General features: G+C 38.9%; 22 protein-coding genes and 5 pseudogenes. 19 read left to right on the plus strand and 8 right to left on the minus strand.

Annotation, left to right across the window (positions count from 1 at the left end; all coding sequences use genetic code 11):
• Positions 1-128 precede the first annotated feature (128 nt).
• The 14 genes and pseudogenes from H1A11_RS10565 to H1A11_RS10625 form a co-directional block, all read left to right on the plus strand.
• Positions 129-770, plus strand: coding sequence for a helix-turn-helix domain-containing protein (locus H1A11_RS10565; RefSeq protein ID WP_117853423.1), 642 nt, complete (start codon positions 129-131; stop codon positions 768-770).
• A 205-nt stretch (positions 771-975) separates the two neighbouring features.
• A complete protein-coding gene (locus tag H1A11_RS10570; protein WP_117853425.1) occupies positions 976-3,270 on the plus strand; it encodes a zinc ribbon domain-containing protein in 2,295 nt (764 codons plus the stop codon).
• A 298-nt stretch (positions 3,271-3,568) separates the two neighbouring features.
• Positions 3,569-4,588, plus strand: a complete 1,020-nt coding sequence (locus H1A11_RS10575; protein ID WP_181757181.1) for a DUF3871 family protein — start codon at positions 3,569-3,571, stop codon at positions 4,586-4,588.
• Positions 4,589-4,675: 87 nt separating this feature from the next.
• On the plus strand, positions 4,676-4,948 hold the full coding sequence (locus tag H1A11_RS10580; protein ID WP_009129184.1) for a hypothetical protein: 273 nt from the start codon (positions 4,676-4,678) through the stop codon (positions 4,946-4,948).
• Positions 4,949-5,032: 84 nt separating this feature from the next.
• Complete coding sequence (locus H1A11_RS19125; protein ID WP_009129185.1) at positions 5,033-5,308, plus strand: hypothetical protein; 276 nt, start codon at positions 5,033-5,035, stop codon at positions 5,306-5,308.
• An 11-nt stretch (positions 5,309-5,319) separates the two neighbouring features.
• Positions 5,320-5,766 carry a JAB domain-containing protein gene (locus H1A11_RS10585; RefSeq protein WP_025833425.1) on the plus strand — a complete coding sequence of 149 codons (447 nt, stop codon included), beginning with the start codon at positions 5,320-5,322 and terminating at the stop codon, positions 5,764-5,766.
• 150 nt (positions 5,767-5,916) lie between these two features.
• Entirely contained in the window at positions 5,917-6,504 is a 588-nt protein-coding gene (locus H1A11_RS10590; RefSeq protein WP_009129186.1) for a tyrosine-type recombinase/integrase, read from the plus strand.
• 716 nt (positions 6,505-7,220) lie between these two features.
• The gene (locus tag H1A11_RS10595; protein ID WP_009129187.1) at positions 7,221-7,460 is read left to right on the plus strand and encodes a hypothetical protein; all 240 of its coding nucleotides are present in this window, start codon (positions 7,221-7,223) and stop codon (positions 7,458-7,460) included.
• Position 7,461: 1 nt separating this feature from the next.
• Entirely contained in the window at positions 7,462-7,872 is a 411-nt protein-coding gene (locus tag H1A11_RS10600; protein ID WP_009129188.1) for a hypothetical protein, read from the plus strand.
• Between the two features lie 6 nt (positions 7,873-7,878).
• Positions 7,879-8,493: a hypothetical protein gene (locus H1A11_RS10605; RefSeq protein WP_025833417.1), complete on the plus strand. Its 615-nt coding sequence runs from the start codon at positions 7,879-7,881 to the stop codon at positions 8,491-8,493.
• Positions 8,494-8,553: 60 nt separating this feature from the next.
• Positions 8,554-9,591 carry a penicillin-binding transpeptidase domain-containing protein gene (locus H1A11_RS10610; protein ID WP_370528742.1) on the plus strand — a complete coding sequence of 346 codons (1,038 nt, stop codon included), beginning with the start codon at positions 8,554-8,556 and terminating at the stop codon, positions 9,589-9,591.
• The gene (locus tag H1A11_RS10615) at positions 9,588-10,043 is read left to right on the plus strand and encodes a lipocalin family protein (RefSeq protein WP_025833413.1); all 456 of its coding nucleotides are present in this window, start codon (positions 9,588-9,590) and stop codon (positions 10,041-10,043) included. Before H1A11_RS10610 ends, H1A11_RS10615 begins: the two co-directional genes overlap by 4 nt.
• 193 nt (positions 10,044-10,236) lie before the next feature.
• Complete coding sequence (locus H1A11_RS10620; protein ID WP_025833411.1) at positions 10,237-10,827, plus strand: hypothetical protein; 591 nt, start codon at positions 10,237-10,239, stop codon at positions 10,825-10,827.
• Between the two features lie 166 nt (positions 10,828-10,993).
• A pseudogene (locus H1A11_RS10625) lies at positions 10,994-11,170 on the plus strand (GGGtGRT protein); the annotation flags it as partial.
• A 395-nt stretch (positions 11,171-11,565) separates the two neighbouring features.
• On the opposite strand, the gene H1A11_RS19130 reads toward H1A11_RS10625, so the two are convergent.
• Positions 11,566-12,030, minus strand: coding sequence for a transposase (locus H1A11_RS19130; RefSeq protein ID WP_250646929.1), 465 nt, complete (start codon positions 12,028-12,030; stop codon positions 11,566-11,568).
• Entirely contained in the window at positions 12,003-12,506 is a 504-nt protein-coding gene (locus H1A11_RS19135; protein ID WP_206897514.1) for an IS4 family transposase, read from the minus strand. Before H1A11_RS19135 ends, H1A11_RS19130 begins: the two co-directional genes overlap by 28 nt.
• A 166-nt stretch (positions 12,507-12,672) precedes the next feature.
• Here H1A11_RS19135 and H1A11_RS10635 point away from each other — a divergent pair.
• The 3 genes and pseudogenes from H1A11_RS10635 to H1A11_RS10645 form a co-directional block, all read left to right on the plus strand.
• Positions 12,673-12,861, plus strand: a pseudogene (locus H1A11_RS10635) (DUF4372 domain-containing protein); the annotation flags it as partial.
• Positions 12,862-13,845: 984 nt separating this feature from the next.
• Positions 13,846-14,081: pseudogene (locus H1A11_RS10640) on the plus strand (transposase); the annotation flags it as partial.
• Positions 14,082-14,521: 440 nt separating this feature from the next.
• On the plus strand, positions 14,522-15,370 hold the full coding sequence (locus H1A11_RS10645; protein ID WP_131225363.1) for an HD domain-containing protein: 849 nt from the start codon (positions 14,522-14,524) through the stop codon (positions 15,368-15,370).
• 578 nt (positions 15,371-15,948) lie between these two features.
• On the opposite strand, the pseudogene H1A11_RS19140 reads toward H1A11_RS10645, so the two are convergent.
• The 3 genes and pseudogenes from H1A11_RS19140 to H1A11_RS10660 all read right to left on the minus strand — a co-directional run bounded on the left by H1A11_RS19140 (position 15,949) and on the right by H1A11_RS10660 (position 17,606).
• Positions 15,949-16,930: pseudogene (locus tag H1A11_RS19140) on the minus strand (transposase).
• Positions 16,896-17,282 carry a hypothetical protein gene (locus tag H1A11_RS10655; protein ID WP_117601685.1) on the minus strand — a complete coding sequence of 129 codons (387 nt, stop codon included), beginning with the start codon at positions 17,280-17,282 and terminating at the stop codon, positions 16,896-16,898. The pseudogene H1A11_RS19140 and the gene H1A11_RS10655 overlap by 35 nt, the downstream one beginning before the upstream one ends.
• Before the next feature lie 174 nt (positions 17,283-17,456).
• Entirely contained in the window at positions 17,457-17,606 is a 150-nt protein-coding gene (locus tag H1A11_RS10660) for a hypothetical protein (protein ID WP_165491353.1), read from the minus strand.
• 48 nt (positions 17,607-17,654) lie between these two features.
• Between H1A11_RS10660 and H1A11_RS10665 the strand changes: the two genes are divergently transcribed.
• Together H1A11_RS10665 and H1A11_RS10670 are read left to right on the plus strand one after the other, a co-directional pair.
• Positions 17,655-18,266, plus strand: a complete 612-nt coding sequence (locus tag H1A11_RS10665; RefSeq protein WP_181757183.1) for a transposase — start codon at positions 17,655-17,657, stop codon at positions 18,264-18,266.
• Positions 18,267-18,334: 68 nt separating this feature from the next.
• Positions 18,335-18,508, plus strand: coding sequence for a hypothetical protein (locus tag H1A11_RS10670; RefSeq protein WP_165491354.1), 174 nt, complete (start codon positions 18,335-18,337; stop codon positions 18,506-18,508).
• 107 nt (positions 18,509-18,615) lie between these two features.
• Here H1A11_RS10670 and H1A11_RS10675 read toward each other — a convergent pair.
• The 3 genes and pseudogenes from H1A11_RS10675 to H1A11_RS10685 all read right to left on the minus strand — a co-directional run.
• A pseudogene (locus H1A11_RS10675) lies at positions 18,616-18,804 on the minus strand (alcohol dehydrogenase); the annotation flags it as partial.
• 26 nt (positions 18,805-18,830) lie between these two features.
• Entirely contained in the window at positions 18,831-19,628 is a 798-nt protein-coding gene (locus H1A11_RS10680) for an RNA methyltransferase (RefSeq protein WP_117964208.1), read from the minus strand.
• A 51-nt stretch (positions 19,629-19,679) separates the two neighbouring features.
• Positions 19,680-22,367, minus strand: coding sequence for a transglutaminase domain-containing protein (locus tag H1A11_RS10685; RefSeq protein WP_117964207.1), 2,688 nt, complete (start codon positions 22,365-22,367; stop codon positions 19,680-19,682).
• Positions 22,368-22,402 lie beyond the last annotated feature (35 nt).

Consider the following 22,402-nt stretch of genomic DNA (forward strand, 5'->3'; position numbering starts at 1 on the left):
TCATTTACCCACAGGGTTGGAATTTATCACTCAGAAAGATGCCAAGTCTTATTTTGGCAATCACAGATACAGGAGATTGGTAAAAGAGAACAAGATTTATTTTACTGACTATAATAAACCAGTTGCTAATGACAGGAACAGAATTATCATACAGAAGAATAACTGAAACTATTGCAGGTAAATTAGACTTGCTGGAAGCATACCTATTCTATTGTTTGGCTCTATGCTCTGACTGCTACACAATGGTTTCAAATGTCAAGCAAGAGGCATTGACAGAGTTCTATGGAATAAAGAAAGAAGAACAGATAAGGCAATGGCTACACAAGTTTGAGAGCTTGAATTTGATTCAGATAGACAAACACCCAATTAAAGGTAAATATGGAAGTTTTGACAGATGCAGATATACATTGAATACTGAGCATTATGTCCTTATAAGCAAGAAGTTGTACAGTGAACCCATATCCCGCCAATTAAAAGGATTTCTTGTCTTACTAAAGTGCAAGTGTTTGAACGCTACAAATACCTGTCAATATACCCAGAGTGAATTAGCCAAAGAACTGAACATAAGCCCAAGTTCCATTTCAAGATATTTAAAACAGGCAGAAGATTACGGATATATAAAAAGGAATGATAAAGGAATACACCTTAAAGACAGAAAGATATTCATCATTACCTCTGAATCAACATTTGCATTTGTAAAGAATGTCTATCCCAATGTTCTTACTGATGAAGATATAGCAGAGAGAAAGATTCACAATTATACCAAATAATGTTTCAATAACAGATAGCTGGGATTGTTTATACTGTTTATTAGATGGTACGAATAATCCCCAACCAACCTTAAATCCACTTGACAAGCACCTAATGCCCAAATTCTTTAATAACAAGAAGCATATTAAGAGAATAGATGTTAGAGAATCAATTTGTTTTTTCTTTATTTAGCCCTACATTTGTAGATACATAAAAAGAATATTCATGGAACAACTCTGCTACATACACTTTGAGCTTCTTAATCACAAAACCCAAGAAGGTTATTGGGCTACAGATAAGGGATTACAGGTTAAACACTTGCCAGAAGTTATATCAAAATCTAAAGGGAAAACAGCCACAGGATTTTATAATATACAAACTCAACGGTTCAGATTATTTAGCTACAGTGAACAAGATTGGAATAGTTTGTTCCAAGAATATATATTCCACGATAAGGTTACAGACAAGTTTTACTATCTATACCTTTTAAGAATACTGAATGCAATAAATACATCCAAATTTCAATCAGAAGCATTTAAGAGAGCCATTCACAAACAGCTAACAGACTACCCTACTATACAGGAATGGTTCATAAAAGACCTATATAAATACGTCTCATTCGCATCTCTAAATAAACAAGAGCTTATCCTTCCTATATTGAATGAGTTTGGCTATGACTTTAAAGTAATAGAGCCACGATTACTCACTGATGCAATGGAAATCATTGGTGAATCTTTTACTTATAGGGAATTAGGAATCTTCAACCAATTCAGACTTATATATAGCAAAATTCAGCAATGGAAGAAAGAGAATGATTATCGTCTGATAAATATAACTTCACAAGCACATAATGAAATCATCCAACTAATACTATGGCTCAATGATTTGCATTCGATGGTAAACATGAGCATTATTGAGAAATACTTCTACTATTTAGGAATAAATGTCAGAACGCTTATAATAAGAAAGCTATTTGAAGAACATAGAAATAATAACCACTCAATAAACATTGGTTGGTTGGAAACCCTATTAAACTCCAAACGCAAATTATTAGCAGACTATCAAATTACATTATTTGGTTTAAGACCAGAATTAAATCTATCATTAGAAATACTATTAGATGCCATAAAAAGCTATGCAGATAAAAAGACATTTCTAACCCTTAATGGAGTTATTGACATAGCTATACAGCAATCTGGCAGTCAAAAGATAAAAATAAATTTAGATTCTAAGCGAGTGTTTGACACCTGCAATGGAGGGTTGCGAGTTAATCCAAAGTTTAACGGTTTTCTTCTCGTTGAATACCAAATAGCAACAAATAGCACATTAGCTTTAGATAATTTCAGAGAACACATAGATATTGCAATCAATAGAATGAAAAGTCTAAAGGACTTATCCTATGATGATATTGATTATGCAGGATATTTAATTAACGAACTAAATGATAGCAAAGAAGACTTACCCAAGCTGCTATTTTTCTTAAAAGATAAATACCCTGCCAATTCTTGGAGCATAAAAGATGCAGATGAAATAAGCAAATGCCTCATACCAGAACTTCTAACTATAAACAAGGCAAGATTTACCTTAAACTCCTCTATTGAAACTTTCTCCAATAAAGAGGAAATAAAAGAAAATATCATTAATACCCTAAACGAATGGACTGATTCTGACAGTAAAGAAGAATGGATAATTTCTATTCAAAACAAAGAACTTATCAATAGAATCTTAAAGGGTTTTTATGTCCACAACACAGGTGAGAGCAGCCAACCATTCTTTACTGATTGGAAGGATATTTACAACAATCTCAAAAACAATTTACTCAGACCTACTGATATTTGCTATGGTAATCTGTCTGAGAAGAAGCACCACATCACTAACAAAAATTTTGTCTGGTGTAAACACCAACCATGTTTTAGAACCGCTATTGAACATAAGCAATCATGGAAGGATTACAAACTAACAGATATGCTAAATATTTTAGGACATAATATCATAGAAGATAAAGGGTGTGGCTTTATAGCAAATGGAGAATATAATAAATTCGTTGATATAATGCTTAAAGCTCAAAAGATTGTAGATAGGCTCCAATGCAAAGAATGTGGTCATATTCTATTCCCTGCCAAACGTAGTAAAGGAAACGATTCTAACGAATACACATATTATCATTGTGAAAATGTACAATGTAAGGAATACCATCAAGAAATCTACATTAATCATTGCTTTAATTGCAAAGATGGAATTATTGATTCCAGAGAAAGTAAAAGATGTCCCAATGGATTGTGCATTTGCCCAGAATGTTTAACCTGCTGCTCTAATGATTTTTTTGACAGAATGGCTAATAAATACCTATCCTCTAACAGACTTGTTCCTCAATGGATTAATAATAGGTTAGGAAAAGGACATAAAGACCTACACACATTGTTTTGTCCCAAATGTGGAACAGAGTTTGACGATACGCATACAGAGTGCCCTTCATGCCATTATAAGTGGAAAATTGCTAACTACAAAAGAAGAATATAATATAAGCGGACAACCATACTACTATTTTATCCCCCCTCATGGCTCTTAAATAAAAAGAATGCTTTAGAAATACAGTCTGATAGCTGACAGGAATAAGCATTCTTTTTAATCCAAGAACAGGCACGATGCACTATTGCCACTGCCTACCAATAATTTACTAATGCTCCTCATTTCCTTTGAAAGAATCTTTAGGGAAAGACATAGGACAGCCTAAGATGCAAGCGAAGAAATTCACTTGTGTTTTAGGTTTGTTCTTGTTAAATCCATTCAATCAATAACCATTTAATTCAATTTCATTATGAGAGATTTAGTAATTATGCCAGCTATGGCACAGCGTAGAGAATCATTAAACATAGGTGAGTTTGCAGAAGAAGCAATCATTGTGGAAGAAGTAACAGCACCCAAGAGAGTAAACCATTTCATTGAAGCCAATACACAGGAAGTAACCTTACAGCACCTACAACAAGACTGCATCATTCCAAGTTTTGCATCAATGGAAGAAACCATTAGCCACCAATCCTTTATAGGTGCAGTAGTGGATGCAGCTAAGGATTACTTTCATGGAGAACAGTTTGATATGCCAGAGATTAGAATCTCACACCCTATCAATGGAAGAATCCCAAGTGCATTAGGTAAGAAAGCATCTGAATTGACAGATGAAGAGAAAACTTTGTTCTATCAGAGAATGTGTTTCTGCTTTGAAATTCCATCCATTGTACATGATGAATACGGTAACCGTTTAGCGTTATCCATTGGTGGAGTGAGAGCATATAACGAGATTAACCTGTACAGTAAGAAATCTGTGGAGAGATTTAAAATCTTCATAGGTTTTAGGAATCGTGTGTGCTCGAATTTAATGCTCACTACTGACGGTTTACAGGATAAGGTAGAAGTTCTAAGCGTACAGGAACTATATGCAGCAGCATTGAATCTGTTCCATGCTTACAACCCATCCAAAGACCTGCACTTGTTAAGAACACTTGGGCAGATGTCAATCTCAACAAGCGAGTTCTGTCAGATAATAGGCAGGATGAGATTATATCAAGCTCTTACACCCAACCAACAGAAACGCTTACCTCGTCTATTGTTGGGAGACAGTCAAATTAATGCGGCTTGCAGAGCATTCGTTTCTGATGTGAATTTCAAGAGTACAGGGGACAGCATTACAGGCTGGCAGCTCTTAAACCTGCTCAATGGTTCTGTAAAGTCAAGTTACATAGATAACTTCTTGGAGAGGAATCTTAACTGCACAGAGTTCGTACAAGGCATCCAACGTGCCAAATTAGGAGATAGTGAATACGCTTGGTTCTTGGGCTGAGTGGATTGTTGATTGACAGAGGAAAGGGCAGCTATTCAGTTAGTTGTCCTTTCTTTATTTTATGAACTATTTAAAACTACATAAATTATGGAATTACAAAATTCTCGTGAATACAAAGCTGCACAAGAATTAGAACGTGCGCTTAATGATATGAGTTGGAATCCAAAAAGATTTGCTGAAGGTGTAAGTCACTATCACCGCACCCTACAACAAGAGTTGATGAGAACCATTGTTGCAATCATTAAAATGGTAGGCGATGATAATTATGGCACAGACCTCAGAAATCAAGCATCACATGAATTATGCAAAAATATTATTGACAGTGGTGCATTGGATGATACATATCTGCCTTTTATCTAAGAGGACAGACGGTAATATTCAAAAGGACAGCTATTTTGTTAGCTGTCCTTTTCTATTTATACACTTTACAAATTCTATGACATTATGGATAAATCTAAAATTGAAAATGCTATCAATCATATCACTTCTTTACAAGAGAAATTATGCTACTGTGAGAACAATCTGCAATACATCAAACACTTGCAAGCACTTAAATATTGGCTGCACAAGTTTGATTCATTTTTGGATAGGAACAGTAGGCAGCATGGAGAGTATGCAGCAGTTTATGAGAGCTATTTTCATACTTGCTGTGGATTCTCATTCTACGATAGAGTATGCAATTCAATTCTTGTTTATGAATATGGCGATAAACCATTTTAATACTTGATATTATGGATATAGATTATACTGTTGGAGAAGTGGAACTGTCCTACAAACCAAAATTCAAGAATATATATAAGGTAGGCAGTTCTGAGGACGCATATAAATATTTACTTCCTACATATAAGGAGGGAACTATCTGTTACAAAGAATACTTCAAAGTTCTGTTCCTAAACCAAGCCAGCCAAGTTTTAGGCTACACTCTCATATCAGAGGGAGGAATTACTGAAACTTGTGCTGATGTAAGAGTTATTCTGCAAGCCGCATTGCTCACCAATTCAGTAGCTATCATTCTTGCACATAATCACCCAAGCGGTAATCTGAAACCAAGCAGGCAGGATATGGAGATTACTAAGCAGGTCAAAGAAGCTGCAAGACTAATGAGAATTACAGTTTTAGACCACCTCATATTAACAGATACAGGATATTACAGTTTTGCTGACAAGGGAGAATTATAATAAGGTAGAGGGCACTCAATTTTTAAGTTGGGTGTCCTTATCATATTCACTTCTGCTATTAGTGAATGTTCCTTTAGTAATCAGTGAGTTAGTAAATCCAACTCAGAATTAATATTCACTTCTATTCGTTTTATTATAAAACAGAACATTATGTCACTTAAATATTCAAGCACAACGGCAGACTATCTTATATGGTCTGATGCTATGAACCTCATTAGAAAGTTAGCCAAAGACGAGAATTATAAAATCTCACTTCTTATAGCTTTGGGATGCTTCACAGGATTAAGAATATCTGATATTCTATCTCTAAGGTGGAAGCAGATATTAGGTACTGACGAGTTTACAGTAATTGAGCAAAAGACAGGCAAGGTAAGGACTATCAGACTAAACCCACAATTACAACATCATATTAAAGAGTGCTACGAGCATATAAATCCAGTTGGAATCAATGCGCCAATCCTTATCAGTCAGAAAGGCACTATCTTCACGATTCAGAGAATCAATATCATTCTTAAAGAGGTGAAGAAGAAGTACAGGCTAAAGATTAAGAACTTTAGCTGCCATTCTCTTAGAAAGACTTTTGGTAGACAGGTCTATAATATGAACAGCGATAATGCTGAACTTGCTTTAGTAAAGCTGATGGAACTGTTCAACCATAGTTCTGTTGCCATTACTAAAAGATACTTGGGGTTAAGGCAGGAAGAAATCTTACAGACTTATGACTGTTTGAGCTTCTAATAATTGGGACAGGATTATTAAGATACATCTTTATAGTGGTCTGAATGGTTCTGTCCCAAATCTATAAAATATTGAGCTTAGATACATTTAAAGTCCAATCTTGGCAGTTTGGCATTTCAGTCTTATAGAAGTAAGTCAATTCCATAAGTTTACAGAGTTTATAACTATCTCAACTCTTATTAAATATCCCATTCAGACTATGTTTGAGAGCATAGAATTTACTATTAATCCACACTTCATACCTATTAATTTAGAACCTTTCATTATCTTTGCACCAATTCCAATGAACTAATGAGATAGGGAGTTGGAAGGACATATTTAACGAAAGGTGTTATTGAAATTATCTTCTGTTTCTTAGATTCTCGCAAAATTTAAAAACGGTACGAAGATGATAGCAATAGCACCCACACATTTGATATATATTCATCGCTTAGGTGAACTATATACCTTTTGGTGTGGGGCTATTGTTTTATCCGTACCAAAAGGCAATGCGAGAAGCCCAAGAAACAGGATAAGACAAATATAGCTTCCACACCTTTTTTATTTATAATTCATCATAGGAAGCAGGTGAGCGTAAATATCCTAATTATGACTAAAATGCAATATAATGGGGAAGACCCTAAATTATCAGAGTTTTTTGTTATCCTTATAGTTCTGGTAGTAATTGGAATAGCTGCATGGCTATTCTCCTAACAATTAAAAGACATACTATGAATATGTTTACCAGATTATTCTGTTCCAAGAATCATTCAACAGATGATGAAGCATACAATGTTGTTGAGAGCATAGCTAAAGCAAAACAGCTATATAAAGAGCTTATCAAACAAGCTCACCCAGATAAGCATCCCAACAATAAAGATGTAGCAGAGGAGCTAACAGCTATGATTAACAACAACAGATTCAATTACAGAGAACTCTTAAAGATTAAGGATATAGTAAATGATAAATTAGCTTAATATGAACATTGTCGATTTCTTTAAAAACTTACTCAATTCTTTAGTAGGTACTTCATTGGAACGGATGAAGTTAATAAATACCATGAATCAGAATTTTAAAGATAGCTATTGTTGTGGTGAATTAGATAGATTCTGCAAGGTATCTGTAACAATTGGAGATGTAAACTATGCACATGAAATGAGTGCATTCTTTTTAAGAAGTGGATTTAGAATATCAATAGAGAACGATAATAATTTAAAAGATTCTGAAATTAGAGAAATTTCTCAATATATATTATCAAACAAGCCTTTTATTAGGCAGCTAATGACTTTGGGATTTGACACTCTTTTGGTAGGTGGGAAGCACTCTAAAAAAGAGACTCAATATAGTTTAAAGAGTTATACACAATTGGGAGGTTTTTCATTAGAATAATTTATCATGTGGGACATTATAGACATATACTCAATACATATCAGTAGATTGTTCAACAGTTTGCACAATAAAGAACTTATTCAAGGATTAATTGCACAGACATTTACTATTGGTAGAAAAGAAATTAGTAAATGGTACTCTTCTAATAAAGCAATGGAGGAAACAAGAACCATAAAGCTTGAGCATAAGCTTCTTCTTTCTAATGGGAGAATGATAAAGTGCGATACTATATCTTACTATGGGAACAACTTATCTAAACTATTAGTCAGAGAGTTCGATTCTACATATGCCCACATTAAAGAATACAGAAATCAAGTAGAGTTTAGCGGTTCTGCAACGAAGAATGTCGCTCCTTATATTGAACCAGAAGAAAATAAAGGGCAATTAGCTGGAAGAACGATAATTTCTAATTGGGAGGACGATAAGGGCATAAAGAAACAGACTATCATTAAATATAATGATTTAGAGCATATAGTCTTATGCGATGCTTGGTGGAACGGAAAGAGAATAAAGAAAGAGTTTGAATACCAATATGACAGTCATAACAATTGGATAGAATGTAAAGAATACCATGATGGTAACTATGTGAATTTACATTTGTGTCAATATAAGTACAAGTAAACCGCAAATAGATTAATTCAAATGATACGGATAAGCATATTATTAAGTTGCATGATTACAATGATAGCTTGTAACTCTACAAAGCAAAAGGACACTCAAACTTCTACCACCATAGACAGTACTTTACAAGTCAAAGCTACTTCTATCTTAGAAAATAAACTAACTGAACTTAATGCCTTATCTGGGCAAGTTATCATTATGAAAGTTCAGACAGGACATATAAAGGCTATGGTTGGACTTGAAAGGAAAGATGATGCTAACTACCTACCTTGTGAGAACTTCTCCCAAGCACACGAATCAGCACTGATGCACCCTATATCCATATTGGCAGCATTGGAAACAAGAAAGGTGAAACTATCTGATATGGTAGATGTAGGCAATGGAATCTATTCTATACAAGACAGAGAACTGAAAGACCATAATTGGCATAGAGGTGGATATGGTGAAATCTCTATCAAGCAAGGTTTAGCTTCAAGTTCAAACATTGCTGTTTATAAAACAATGGAGAAAGCATTTAGAGATGATGCACAAGCATACTTCAATCTGATAGATAGAATGAGTTATGGTAAACCAGACTGCATCGCAGGAATAGCTAATCTGAAACCTGCATACTTTGTTACTCCTAAAGATAGCGGTTGGAGTGATACAGCTTTTGCATGGTTCTGCATCGGATATAATCAGACTATTACCCCCATACAAACACTAACCTTTTATAATGCTATTGCTAATAGTGGAAAGATGGTACAACCTCAACTTTACAAAGACAGTACAACAGTTATCAATCCACAGATAGCAAGTCAAGCCAACATTGACAGTCTGAAACAGGCATTGGAATATGTGGTAACTGATGGATTGGGACAACCTGCCAAGTCTGATAAGGTACAAATTGCAGGTGAAACAGGGACAATACAGCTTGAAGATGGAAGTTATATTGTAGAGTTCTGTGGTTACTTTCCTGCCAATGCTCCTCAATATTCTATCATTGTTTCCATCCATAAAGAGAGACTACCTGCAAGTGGTGGATTGATGGCAGGTGATGTGTTTAGGCAAATTACAGAATATATTTCTACTTACAATAAATATTTTAATTCAAAATGAGAACATTTAGATTAATTGGAATGACCTTGTTAATGGTCATGTTGGCTGTAAACTTTACAGCTTGTAGTGATGATGAAGATGAACAGACAATCATTGAACAAGCCAACCTTATAGGTAAATGGCAGTCCACTTGGGAGAAGATTCACAAAGTGGAGAATGGCAAAGAAGTGGTTACCTCTGATGAAGCATATACCAATGCCCTATTAGAGTTCAAAGCTGATGGTACTTGCATAGAGAGCCGCGTTGAAGGTGGATATACAGAAACAAGTCGCTGGTCTTTGAAAGACAATAAACTAACCCTCTCTTACAGTGATGGCTATTCTGATGTCCTTACTATCAATGAACTTACAGCTACTAAGTTGGTACTTGCCTTTGAGGACTGGGACAATCTGGACGATGGTAGCTTGGAGTTGGACGACATTACAACAACCACTTACAAGAAAATTGACTAATTGCCAAACTAATTTAAGACAGAGCAGCATTTGAGGGAACTCTTATGCTGCTTCTCTTTTATAGAATGTTCCACAACACCCCATTCGCAAGAATATAACAACCAAAGCATTGCTATTAAAAGAGGAATGATTACCTTTGTCTTAAACTCATAATCAAACAAATTATGGAATACATCAACGAATTTCACAAAGAATGGATAGAACGCACTCGTCAATCAATAGCCTCTTGGAGCAAGCGACCTGCATCGCCAGAAGAAGTAAGGAAGCAGCAGGAGAAGCTGAATCAACAGAGGGCTATAAGAGAAGACAAACAGAAGAACTGATAAAGTTTGCCAATGACAATGGTCTATGGATTGACTTATCACACCTCAACATTACTTATATGGATAGAGGTGGTGAGAATGAAGTGTTCCATGATGGTAATGTGTCTGTTGTAAAATTAAACAACTTTGAGTACGCAGGGGATGATTTAGAGAACTTCTTCATCCGCATTGCTGCACACAACAAGTTCTTTGGCAATGTGCCTTATCAAATGATAGGCTTCGCTTATAACAGTCAGCAGGAATTTTGCGCAGTTCTCGTACAACCTTATATATTAGCAGAACGAGAAGCTACGGAAGACGAGATAGCTGCTTATATGCAAGCATTAGGCTTTGAAATGGACTATTACGACGAATACCATAATTCGGATTATGAAGTGTTTGATGCAGTTCCCAATAATGTGCTTTATGGCATAGACGGAGATTTATACTTCATTGACACGCAAATTAGATTACGGTCTTAACTCCATTAGGAGTACTCTCATCTAAAGGGTAACGCATAGGCATTTGCCCATGATGCAGCCCTTTTTGATAATTCGTTCTTTTATTTACTAACAAGGAGTTTACCCATTGCTATTATAGCATTGATTAATAACAGCTTGCAAAGACTTACAGGGATGCTGTGTCGCTGCTTCTTACGGCATGACGGACACTATGGGTCGTATGCACTCAGACGCTCAATTCGCTGGTTCTTCATCAGTTCCTGCTCACGTGGAAATGATGGGCTTCCTGGGTATCGGTAACAACCCGATGGTAGGATGTACAGTGGCTTGTGCCGTTGACGTGGCTACTGCTTTGAGCAAGTAATATAATACATTACTAATATATAAATCCCTGTAACTGTAATGGTTATGGGGATTTTTATTTTAGTTATACTGCAATGCTTATCCCCTATCTAATACTCATTTCCTTTTGTTATTCTTCTTATAATTAGCTGTGATTAGATAATGGAATTGAAGCAAATTATAGCTTAAATGGAGCTTGAATCTCTAAGGGTAAACGTGGCTGATTATCCTTAAAAGTAGGCTAAATTGAAGCGCTATTTGCGACCATATTGCGACCATTTTACCAAATCTTGACAAGTGGTCGCAAAATCAGCTATATTATTCTAATATACAGATAGATATATCAAATTTAAAGGACTTCCCTAATGTCTAATTTTAAATGATTAAACATTAGTGTCCCATTAAAATTGGGACGAATTAAAAATTAAACAAACTTGGCCCATTTGGTCCGAATCGTTCTTTGTCATTTTGAAATTTAGTTTTATTAAAGAGGTCTCTCAGATAAGTCTTATCAGTCAATGAGATGCTCAGTATTTGTAACACTTCATATGTACTTCTGTCCAGTTGCATATCGTGTTGAATGATTGCCACCAAACAGTAAGCGCATATAGCAGCATATATCTGTATTCGAACAGCATTCTCTGTAGTTCCCCAAAATCTTTTGATTTTAAGGTGCTGCTTGAGCCATTTGAAAAACAGCTCTACCTGCCAGCGATTTTTATAAAGTTCAGCAACTTGAAGCGCAGATATATGCATCGCATTGGTTATGAATATAAATTCTCGTTCTTGTTCTTCATCCCAATATTTAACCAGCCTAAGTGGCTCTGGGTAATATTGTTTAGGATAGAATCCTGTCAGAAGTACACTCGCGTCTGAAAGCACATTCTTAGGCAGCCTACGTTTCCATTGGATGGATTTGTACCCGAGATTCTTTTTGCTCTGACAACAAAGTAGGCTTCAATTTGATGAATTTTATACAGCATTTTGAAGTTGCTATAACCGCGGTCAAAGATGTAATAAGAGCTTGGTTCATAAGGAATTTCAATCATGACTTTAGAATCGTGTACGGATGCTTCCGTGATATGAAAGAATGCAGGAATCTGTGTTTCCACATCATATAATGTATGCACTTTAATACCACCTTTCTTTTTGCGGAATTTTGCCCACCAAAAGACTGAAAGGCACAGGTCAATAGTTGTCGAATCGAAAGCATAAACGTTACCGCCAAGTTTGAAAATATGATTAGCACACTTTTGTCGTGCTTCGCTAACTAGGTAGTAAGCATATTCTTCAAAGATGTGATAGTCTCTATCTTGATTTGCTCTTGCCAGCGATGACTTTGATACATTTTTACCCATTCCTAAATGATAACATTTGGAATGATGAGCTTCAAGAGCAACTCATTACTGTCCCATTAAAATCTAAAAGAGTTCTTTGAAATATTTGAAATTTAGTTAGTTACAGCTATTCTCCGAGCGAACGGACTTGAATTTGTAGCTTTGCATCAGATTAATCCGATGGCATATGTTCCAAGACAAATACGTTTTCGCTCAATTGGCTTCATTTCTGAATCGAAGTAAGTTTAACCGCATAGTCACCAAGTATGATGGCGATAAATATGTGAAGCACTTCACCTGCTGGAATCAACTACTTGCTTTGATATTTGGCCAACTTTCTAATCGTGAAAGTCTGCGAGATTTGATAGTTGCTCTCATGAGTGTACTATTAAAATGGGAACGTTATTAAAAATCGAATAAGCTTGGCTCATTCAAGTCTAATCAACCGTTCTTTGTCATATTGAAATTTAGTTTTGATGAAGAGGATTCTGAGGAGAGTTTTGCCTATCAAATGATATACTCGGAATTTGCAAAACTTAAAGAATATTTCTGTCGAGTTGCATGTTTTTTGGGACAATAGCAACTACAAGTGACAACATAGGCAGATTTATATTCTTATGGTATTTTCAGTAGTTCCCCCAAAAAACTTAATTCTGAGGGGTGCAACTAGTTGAAGAAAAGTTCTTTCCAACGGTTCTTGTAAAGTTCAGCTGGTTGTAGAGAAAATATGTGCGTCTAGTTGGCTAAAAACAAATTCGCGTTTTTGTTCTTGATCTCGGTTCCAACTAAACGGAGAGGCAATATATAGTACCAACCCATATAAAGCATTGTTGCTATGATAGTTATATCCAAATACATTATTAGTTAATCTCCGTTCCCATCTGACAAGTCTACATGATTTTTTTACCCTGGCAACGAAGAAAACTCCTATTTGACGAATCTTATATAACATATTGAAGTTTCTTTAATATCTGTACTTTGCGACAGCAATAGCTGAGTAATGGCTTTCATGATGGGAAAGTGAGTACAACATGTCTACTGAAAATATTACTGAATCCAATCCATTGATTAAATTACCAGCCATACATTTGCATATGTCGAAAAAAATGCAAATTAAATAATTATACCTTTATAATTTATTAAATATCAACAGTATATATATAAGAGCCTTTTAAGACCTTGATTTCGCCAATGGGTTAAGCTATTTTACTTTTCAATTTTGATGGAAGGTTAATTAAACCAAGTAAAAGAAATAATAGATGAATATTATAAATCTTTATCTGAAAGAACTTACCGGCTTCGAATTGAAATATAATAATGAAGGTAAAAAAATTCCCTACTTGAATATTTCATGTATTATAATATGGGAAACTCCCCGATGAGCATAGCTGACAAGATTCTGCTCAGAAAAAGAGCATTGATTGAGACGGTCAATGACGAATTGAAGAACATTGCACAGATAGACACTTCAGACATCGTTCTTTCTGTAATTTTATTGCCAATTCATTGTTAACTATCGTAGCATACTGCTTTTTTGAGAAGCAACCCGCTATTGATGTAAAATTCATCAATAACAAGCAACTCACTATTTTCTAATTTTATTTCACGTTAATTTAGCTAAAAAATCGACAGACCTAACTTTTTTGGTTATCTTTGTGTCAGGTATAGTTCAAACTTTAACAATATCGTAAACTAAAATGGACACAGGTTCCATAAATGTAGATAGGGTAAAAGTTGCTGTATATAATCGAATTAAATTTGAACTTCCAATAATTATTAGGGAAGCAATTGACACGGCTTTCGGCAATTACTGGAATGATGTTATAGGTTTTGGCAATTATGTAAGTTTTGAAGAAACTGTAAATTATATAGACCATCAATTTAAAAAAAGAAGATTATGTTTTCGTATGGTAAGTTGGAACATATTGTCAACATTATATATGACTATATTGAAATGGCTGGTGGCTTTTTGGACGAAGGCACATTTTCCATTCCACGTGCACCACTACCCGATGAATATTTATAACTAAAATAATATGTTGAATAAGGCTTTAGATATTGCTTACAAGGCTCATTGGGGTCAGACAGACAAAGCTGGCACTCCTTACAAACTTCACCCTACAAGGGTGGCATTACATTGCCAAACAGAAGATGAAAAGATTGTGGCATTGTTACACGATGTGGTAGAAGATACCTCTATGACATTGGAAGAATTAAAAGCACAAGGGTTTAGTAATGAAGTGTTGGCTGCTTTAAAGTGTCTGACCCAAATAGAAGATGAGGACTACCAAACATTCATCCAACGTGTAGCAACCAATCCACTTGCCGTAAAAGTCAAAATACAAGATTTGAAAGACAATATGGATTTGTCCCGTTTGGATGGTAAGCCACATTGGAAAATGGAAACATATAAAAAAGCATTGGACTACCTCGAACAGTGCTCAAATAAGAAAGTTCTATATGTAGACATGGATAATGTGTTGGTAAACTTCCAATCTGGCATAGACGCTTTAAGTGAGAAGCTAAAAAAACAATACGCGGGGTGCTATGATAGAGTCCCTAATATATTTTCCAAAATGCAACCCAATGAAGGGGCAATAGATGCTATAAATTGTTTAAAGAACAAATATGACATTTACATATTATCAACAGCTCCATGGGACAACCCAAGTGCATGGTCTGATAAATTGGAATGGGTAAAACGTTATTTGGGTGAAGTATGCTATAAGCGTTTAATCTTGTCGCATCATAAAAACTTAAATGCAGGTGATTACTTAATAGATGATAGGAAGAAGAATGGTGCTGCTAATTTTAAAGGCAAGCTTATATTATTCGGTTCTGAACAGTTTCCAAATTGGAAGTCTGTAGCAAAGTATTTATTGTAACAAAAAATAAGAGCCTTAAGATAACTGAACATTTCCCACATGGTTTCTATTCTATTCATCCAAGCCTTCCGAATAATGGTGTATAATGGCTATGGTTACATCTCTTATCAATAGTGTTCACTGCATTCCGGAAGACTTTTATTTTTTGTAGAGTGAGAAAGAAAGCCTGACCCGAGTATAAAGCTTATGAAACGCTATCTTCACAGACAATGAGGCTCTTCAAGCTGTCTTCAATCTAATTACCTTACAATATCTGTAAAGATAAGGCAACCGAATGAGATAAGCAAATACTCATCCGACCATCACTGGCAGAACGGGCGTGAAATACTACTCAAACACATTGTATCCATATATTGAGATGAAAAACTGATGGATATGTACAATACATAAGGGCGGTCAGTTAATATGAAACAGTTTATTTCACGGAGAAACACCAACCCAGACCGCCCTTTGATACAAATTCTAAAACTATGCCTAAAGTTTCCCACCCCAATAAAGAGGGGTGGGAAGTAACAGTAATTCAAATTTTCTTCGCAAATTAGAGGTATCCAATCAACTGATTTAGGCTCAGTAGATTTTTAGCAGGGATACGCATATAGTTTAGCAATGCGGAAAAGGAAGAACCTTTTGTCAGCTATGCCTCTTAGGTTTGCTCTGAATAGTTTAATTTTAGCATTGAAAGAGTCTGCCATTGCATTTGAAGAGCGATGGTTGTAGAAATTCATAGTGTTCATAAAAAGTAGCAGCAATGACGTTAAAGGAATGTATCCCTGCTTCTTCCACTTTACTATACCACCCTGCCATAGCTAGACGTGCAGCATCCTTTATGGTATTCTTTGAGAATACCATTCTCAAGGAATGGCACAAACCATACGTCTTTTTAATGTCAGGGTATTCTTCGAATAGTATTGCCGCCCTTTGTTTCTGCCTCTCTGTCCATTTATCAGCTGATTTGAAAAGTAAATACCGCGAGCGTATAAGCAATTCCCTACGAGTATCACCATTGGAATATTGGTATGGGACATAATCTTCGTTCTTCTGTTTAGCTTCCTCCATTTCCTCATTGACCTGCTGTATGGCATCCCAACGGTATTTGATGCGTAATTCCTGCACGGCATCATAAGCTAATTTCTGAATGTGAAAACGGTCTATAACACGGCTGGATTTAGGAAATGCAGTCCGTACAATCTTGCGCATGAAGTCTGAAAGGTCAAGTGTCACTTCTTTAACGGCATAACGACTTTCTTCGTCAATTCGCTGAAGCAAAGCTATTACATCCTCTGATTTGGTACCTGCCACAACTGCTACAAGAGAACACTCCCTTGTACAGGCATCGCGATTTGTCACAAAGGTGTAAAGTTCACCGTTTGAGAGCGATGTTTCGTCAATTGCCAGATGCGGTCCCATATTCTCAGGAAACAGCATCTATTCATCGGCATGAGATAACTGTTCCCAATTACGATATCCGCTGAGGGCCTCCTTGTACTGTTTTTCGAATGTATGACCATCTATATGATAGAATTCCTCAAGCGTACGGCAGGTCACTGGGGATGTCTCCATACGTTTCTTTTAAAAAAGCCCCAAATTCTTTGGAGTATCTGGTTCCCTTGGCCACAACGCCGAGGTAGATGGGAATGCTGAAACTTTTACCTGTGCGCAAGTCCGTCCAACGCCGACATCTGATCTTGAGGATTACCTTATGGTCCCGCATAGGAAAGTCCGTCACATTCACAGCTTCCATAAAACCTTTGGACTCAAAATGTACGTCATTGCTTAACTTGGGATTCATCTTTTCATCCAGACTGATATGAATCTCTTGAGAGGTTTGTTCGACTCCAGAGATGAAAAAGTAATCTAATATCTGAGCCGGCAACACGAGGCTGGCTAGCATGTTCAAATAATCGTTTTTCATAATGCGAAGTAAGCAATACTTCATGAGTATAAAAAATAATCCCCACTAAAAATCTACTGAGCCCTGATTTACAATGGGAAATAAGAATACTGTTATAGATGCAGAAATAGCTAATTTGAACGAACTTACCAAGGCTTTGTTTTATCCGTTAAAAGACAAGCCCAAGAACAACTTTTAGTCATCATGCAGGCGTGGAGCATCGGTAAAATCGTTCGTAATCTCAAGTTTGAAAAGGTTCAAGGCTATACTTTGACTTCCCTCTTCATCACGTTCGTCATCGTGCGCTTGTGAGGAAAAACGATTGCCAGTGCAACCTCCAATCATTTTCAGGGACTTTGCACTGTTTCCAAGAACATGTTATACCGCACGCTATTGAACGCTCGCATCGACTGGCGGATATTCCTTACCAAAATCACCCTGCGCTTCCATACCATCTTTCAGGAGCATCAGGTAGATACTGACGAAAATGACACTTGTGCCATCCTTGATGATACGGCCTTTCAAAAGAGCGGTGTCCGAATCGAAGCTGTCAGCAAGGTGTTCGGCCATGTCACCCACAGTTTCATTTATGGAATAAAATGCCTAACGCTCGCCCTCTCTGACGGAAAAAGCTGCTATCCCATAGACTTTTCCCTTCATCGGGAAAAAGGGAAGAATAAGAATTCCGGTTTGACTCTAAAGCAGCGGAAGGAGCAGTTCAAGGAAAAGCGGAACATAAAAAATCCGGACTATGCACGCAAGGTGGAATGTAATGAGAGCAAGCTCGAAATGGCCAAGCGAATGCTTCGTCATTCAGTTAAACATGGCATTAACTCCAAGTATGTGCTTGCTGACAGTTGGTTTACATGCGAATCGTACATTCATACTGTACGTGAGTTATGTGGCGGCGCGATACACTATATCGGTTTAGCCACGATGAATCCTAAGTTGCGTTATCAGACAAATAAGTCCAAACGTCCCCAGAACATCCATGAATTGATTTAAGGTATGAACGCACTGCTTTCTGCTATTGCAGAAAGTACAAGTGCAAATACATTCAGCTTCATGTAAAGATGGACGAAGAACCCGTACGCATCTTCATCATCAAATACGGACGAAGCACCCATCGGAAAGTGCTACTCACAACAGACACCTCCATGCACTCCGTCAGGGCCTTTGAACTGTATGAAAGACGTTGGGGCATAGAGGTCATATTCAAGGAATGCCGTGGATATTTAGGTATTTGAAAAAATAGAATTTATGGAGAAAATTTCAATGGCTTTTGGTTCTACAATACCGAGGTTATTCAATTACCATCCAAAGAAAATATAAACGAACCCCATGCCAATATCTACCCTTCCTGGCCGTGCGAAATAATTCCGGGTACAGCGCGCGGTACGCTTCCATGCTTTATATGCAAGTCACTGGTGCATATGCTACCCAATGTCACCCGCACAATAGCATCGCGTGCATCCTCCAATACTGGTATCGGTTTCTCAAGCAATCCAAACTTTCCGTGTTCAATATAAGTATATGCCAACATAATATATGTTTTTTGAGTTATCACTTTTAAACGCGAAGTTGCCAGAAAGCAACGGCCGCCGCAGCCGCCACGTTCAGAGAATCGACACCGTGCGCCATGGGGATACGAACCACATAGTCGGCTCCCGCAATCGCTTCGTGCGAAAGACCATCTCCCTCAGTACCCATCACAATAGCCAACCGGGGCTCGGTCTTCAAAACGGGATTGTCTATGGAAATGGAATTGTCCGTAAGCGCCATGGCCGCCGTGCGGAAGCCCAACTCACCAAGCGTATCCAAAGGACCGTCCATCCACGTCCACGGCACAAGAAAAACCGTTCCCATTGAAACTCGGACCGCACGACGGTTCAGAGGGTCGCAGGAATTACGCGTCAACAGCACGGCATCCATGCCAAGAGCTGCTGCCGAACGGAAGATGGCCCCGATATTGGTGGTATCCACCACCCCGTCAATAACCACAATACGCCGGGCTCCCCGGCAGATGTCCTCCATACTCTTCGGAACCGGACGGCGCATGGCACAAAGAACACCACGTGTCAAGACGTAACCGGTCAGCTCGGCAAGCAATTCCCTACCGCTTGTGTAGACGGGTATATCGCCACAACGTTCAATGATTTCAGCAGCATCCCCATAGATGTGCTTGTGCTCACACAAAAGGGCCAAAGGCTCGTAGCCGGCATCCAGAGCCACCTTGATAACCTTAGGACTCTCAGCTATAAACAGCCCTTTGTCCGGCTCAAGGCGGTTGCGCAACTGGGCTTCGGTAAGGGTACTGAAGATCTCCACACCGGGATGAGTCAAAGATGATATTTCGATAATAGGCATCGGATGATTTATTATTTGACAATTACTATTTACAATTCATAGCAGAAAGCCCTATAACCCCTTTATTGTCTTCATCAGTTGTTCTCCCAGTCCGATGGTATATCCTTGCGATACAAAGACCACCCGATTGAAAGTATCGGCTATGATGAATATCGGCAGGCTCTCTTTATGCTTCAACTTCATGCTTTCTGCAATCTGCGCAGCGATACCGTCCGTATCTATACCATAAATAATGGTAGAGGGCAAATCGGGGAATGACTCGCGGGCGAACTTGCCGGCTTTGGCCTCATTAGGGAACAGCAACACCATCTTACGCCCCCACTTCTCCAAATCAGCCTTGAATGAAGCGATATCGCGCAACGCATGATTGGTTGGCTCTTGGTTGACACCCAGAATGCCTACGACAAAGTAACCGCGCCCACAAGCCTGCAGCAGACTCTGCCGGGCTGCGGAGCCGGCGTCCGGCAGCGGAGTGAAGAGAGACTCCGAATTAAAGTTCCCGATAACCTGCACCTCATCCTCGCTCTCGCGCATCACCAATTCAATTTCCGTTGTCTTCTCCGGCAGAATATTGAAAAAGGTGGTTTTAGAAAGTACCGTACCGCTGGCAAGGCGTGTACCTGTCACCAAAACATAACCTCCGGCCTCCAGAGCAGTTCCTTCCCTCAGCAGGCTATTCCAGGTAGTACCACCGCCCATATCCGTATCGCCTTCGTCATAAGAAAGCAACTGTAAACTACCCTGCGGAGTCAGTTTGGAAAGGGTGAAATGAGAATAGTATTTCGGGTTGTCCAACGAACGGATAGGCTTATAGGAAGCCACTAACTTTCCCTTCGAAGCAATTCCTTCCGCCATAAAGACCGGCTCTTCCGGATGATGGTTCAAGTCCACATCCGTCACACCATCATCCCCTATCAACTGTACTTTGCCGGTCACTCCGTTGATACGGGCAGGGATTGCCATGCTGCGTGCCATGGAGACGAAGAAAATGTCACGGCTATGGGCATCAGCCACACGGGCCTTCCAGACCCCTTCTGGAGAAATGGGAGCCCCTCCCAGATTACAGTCATTGTCTACCCGGATATTTTGGGCCACCCATGCCACCAGTTTCATCGGTTCTGCCTTGTATGCCTCAGCATCTTCCTTTGAGACGGCTTTCTTGAAAAAGCCTTTATAGGGGGTCAGCATCTCGTTGCTTACGCGTGGATTGCGCACATATCTGCGGAAATGGTCGGCATTCTTGCACATACGGGATTGCATGTGGTCCATCAGAACTTCCAGCGTAACGTCGCGGAGGTCTTTTGCCGAAATCCGTTGGAGCAGGTCCAGACCTCCTCTTTTGGACTTTTCAGAGCGCAACCGTGCCATGAAGTCGGCAATGACCCGGTGGTTTCCTCTGGAAGCGACCAGTATCCGTGAAACGGCATCTTCGTCGAGCTTGTACTGCCGGGCAAAATAACGTGCTGTCTCATCCGTCATGAACATAGACACATAAGCGTTGCGGATGGAATCTTCATGAACCATGCGGCGGTCGTTCGCCGCACGCTGTTCGGGCGTAACCGTCGGTAACTCCGCATTTTCGGGTGGCGGCACAAGTTCAAAATCTACCGCATGGCCGTCACCGACAGTCTTGTCCATCTTCACTGTCAGTTCATGGTCCTTGCCGAAAGACAGTTTGGCATAACCGAACTTTCCGTCTTTGGAGGCCCATACCAGCATGTCGCCTTTGCCAGCCGTCAAGGAAGCTTTTCCCTCTTCATCACTCTGTTTCCGGGCCACAGTATAGAACTCCGCATAATTATAGAGTTTGAACTCCACACAGGCATCAGATACCGGATTGCCTTGCCCATCCGTTACCGTAACGGTGGACTTGGCTGTCGCTGCATAGTTACCGATTACATTGATTTCCGTATAAGTAGGAGTGACGGACATCACTTCCTCCGCTCCTTCATAACGTCCGAAGACCTTGGTATGCATCAACATACCGCGACTGGCCGGAGCATTGAACCAGCCAAGGTTGAGTACCGGTTCCGGTTCGCAGGCTCCAAGAAAATACCATTTCCCGTCTGCCCATGCTTCTACCCACGCATGATTGTCGTCCGTATGCGCCCACCGGGGGGTGTAGACCTGACGGGCAGGAATGCCCACCGAACGCAAGGCGGCAACCAGCAAGGTAGATTCCTCACCACAACGCCCGTATGCCGTGCGTACCGTTGCCAAAGGCGAACTGGTACGGGCATCGGAGGGAGTATAGATAGCCTTCTCGTGGCACCAGTGGTTCACCTCCAGAATGGCATCATAAAGGGACAGAGACTTGACACGATTCTTCAGTTCTTCGTAAAACACTACCCGTGCACTATCCAGATGCTCATTGTTCACCCGCACCGGAAGCACGAAATGACGGAACACCTCCTCGGGCACCGTTTCTCCCCAAGGCATTTCCTCGGCCGCCTTCCGAGAGGCTCGCACATTCATCAGATGAAATTCGCCGGGGTAGTCGGTTATGTCTGCCAAAGGCATATAGGCATAGAGAAACTCCAGTGCCTCACGCTCATACGGCGTCAGGTCCGCATCGAAAATAGCGAACAAATCACCCTGCGGTAACCTTTCCTTTTTTTGATTGAAGTCCTGCTCCACACGTTGGCGGTAAGAAGCGTCTGTAATGAAAGAACGTCCGCCACAAGAGGACAGCAGACATACCACTCCAAGAAATCCCAGAAGTCGTGCAACTCGTTTCATAATCCTTATTATTGAGGTTGAGCCACAAAAATAAG

This window comes from Bacteroides sp. CACC 737, from assembly GCF_013874375.1.
Taxonomy (GTDB): domain Bacteria; phylum Bacteroidota; class Bacteroidia; order Bacteroidales; family Bacteroidaceae; genus Bacteroides; species Bacteroides uniformis.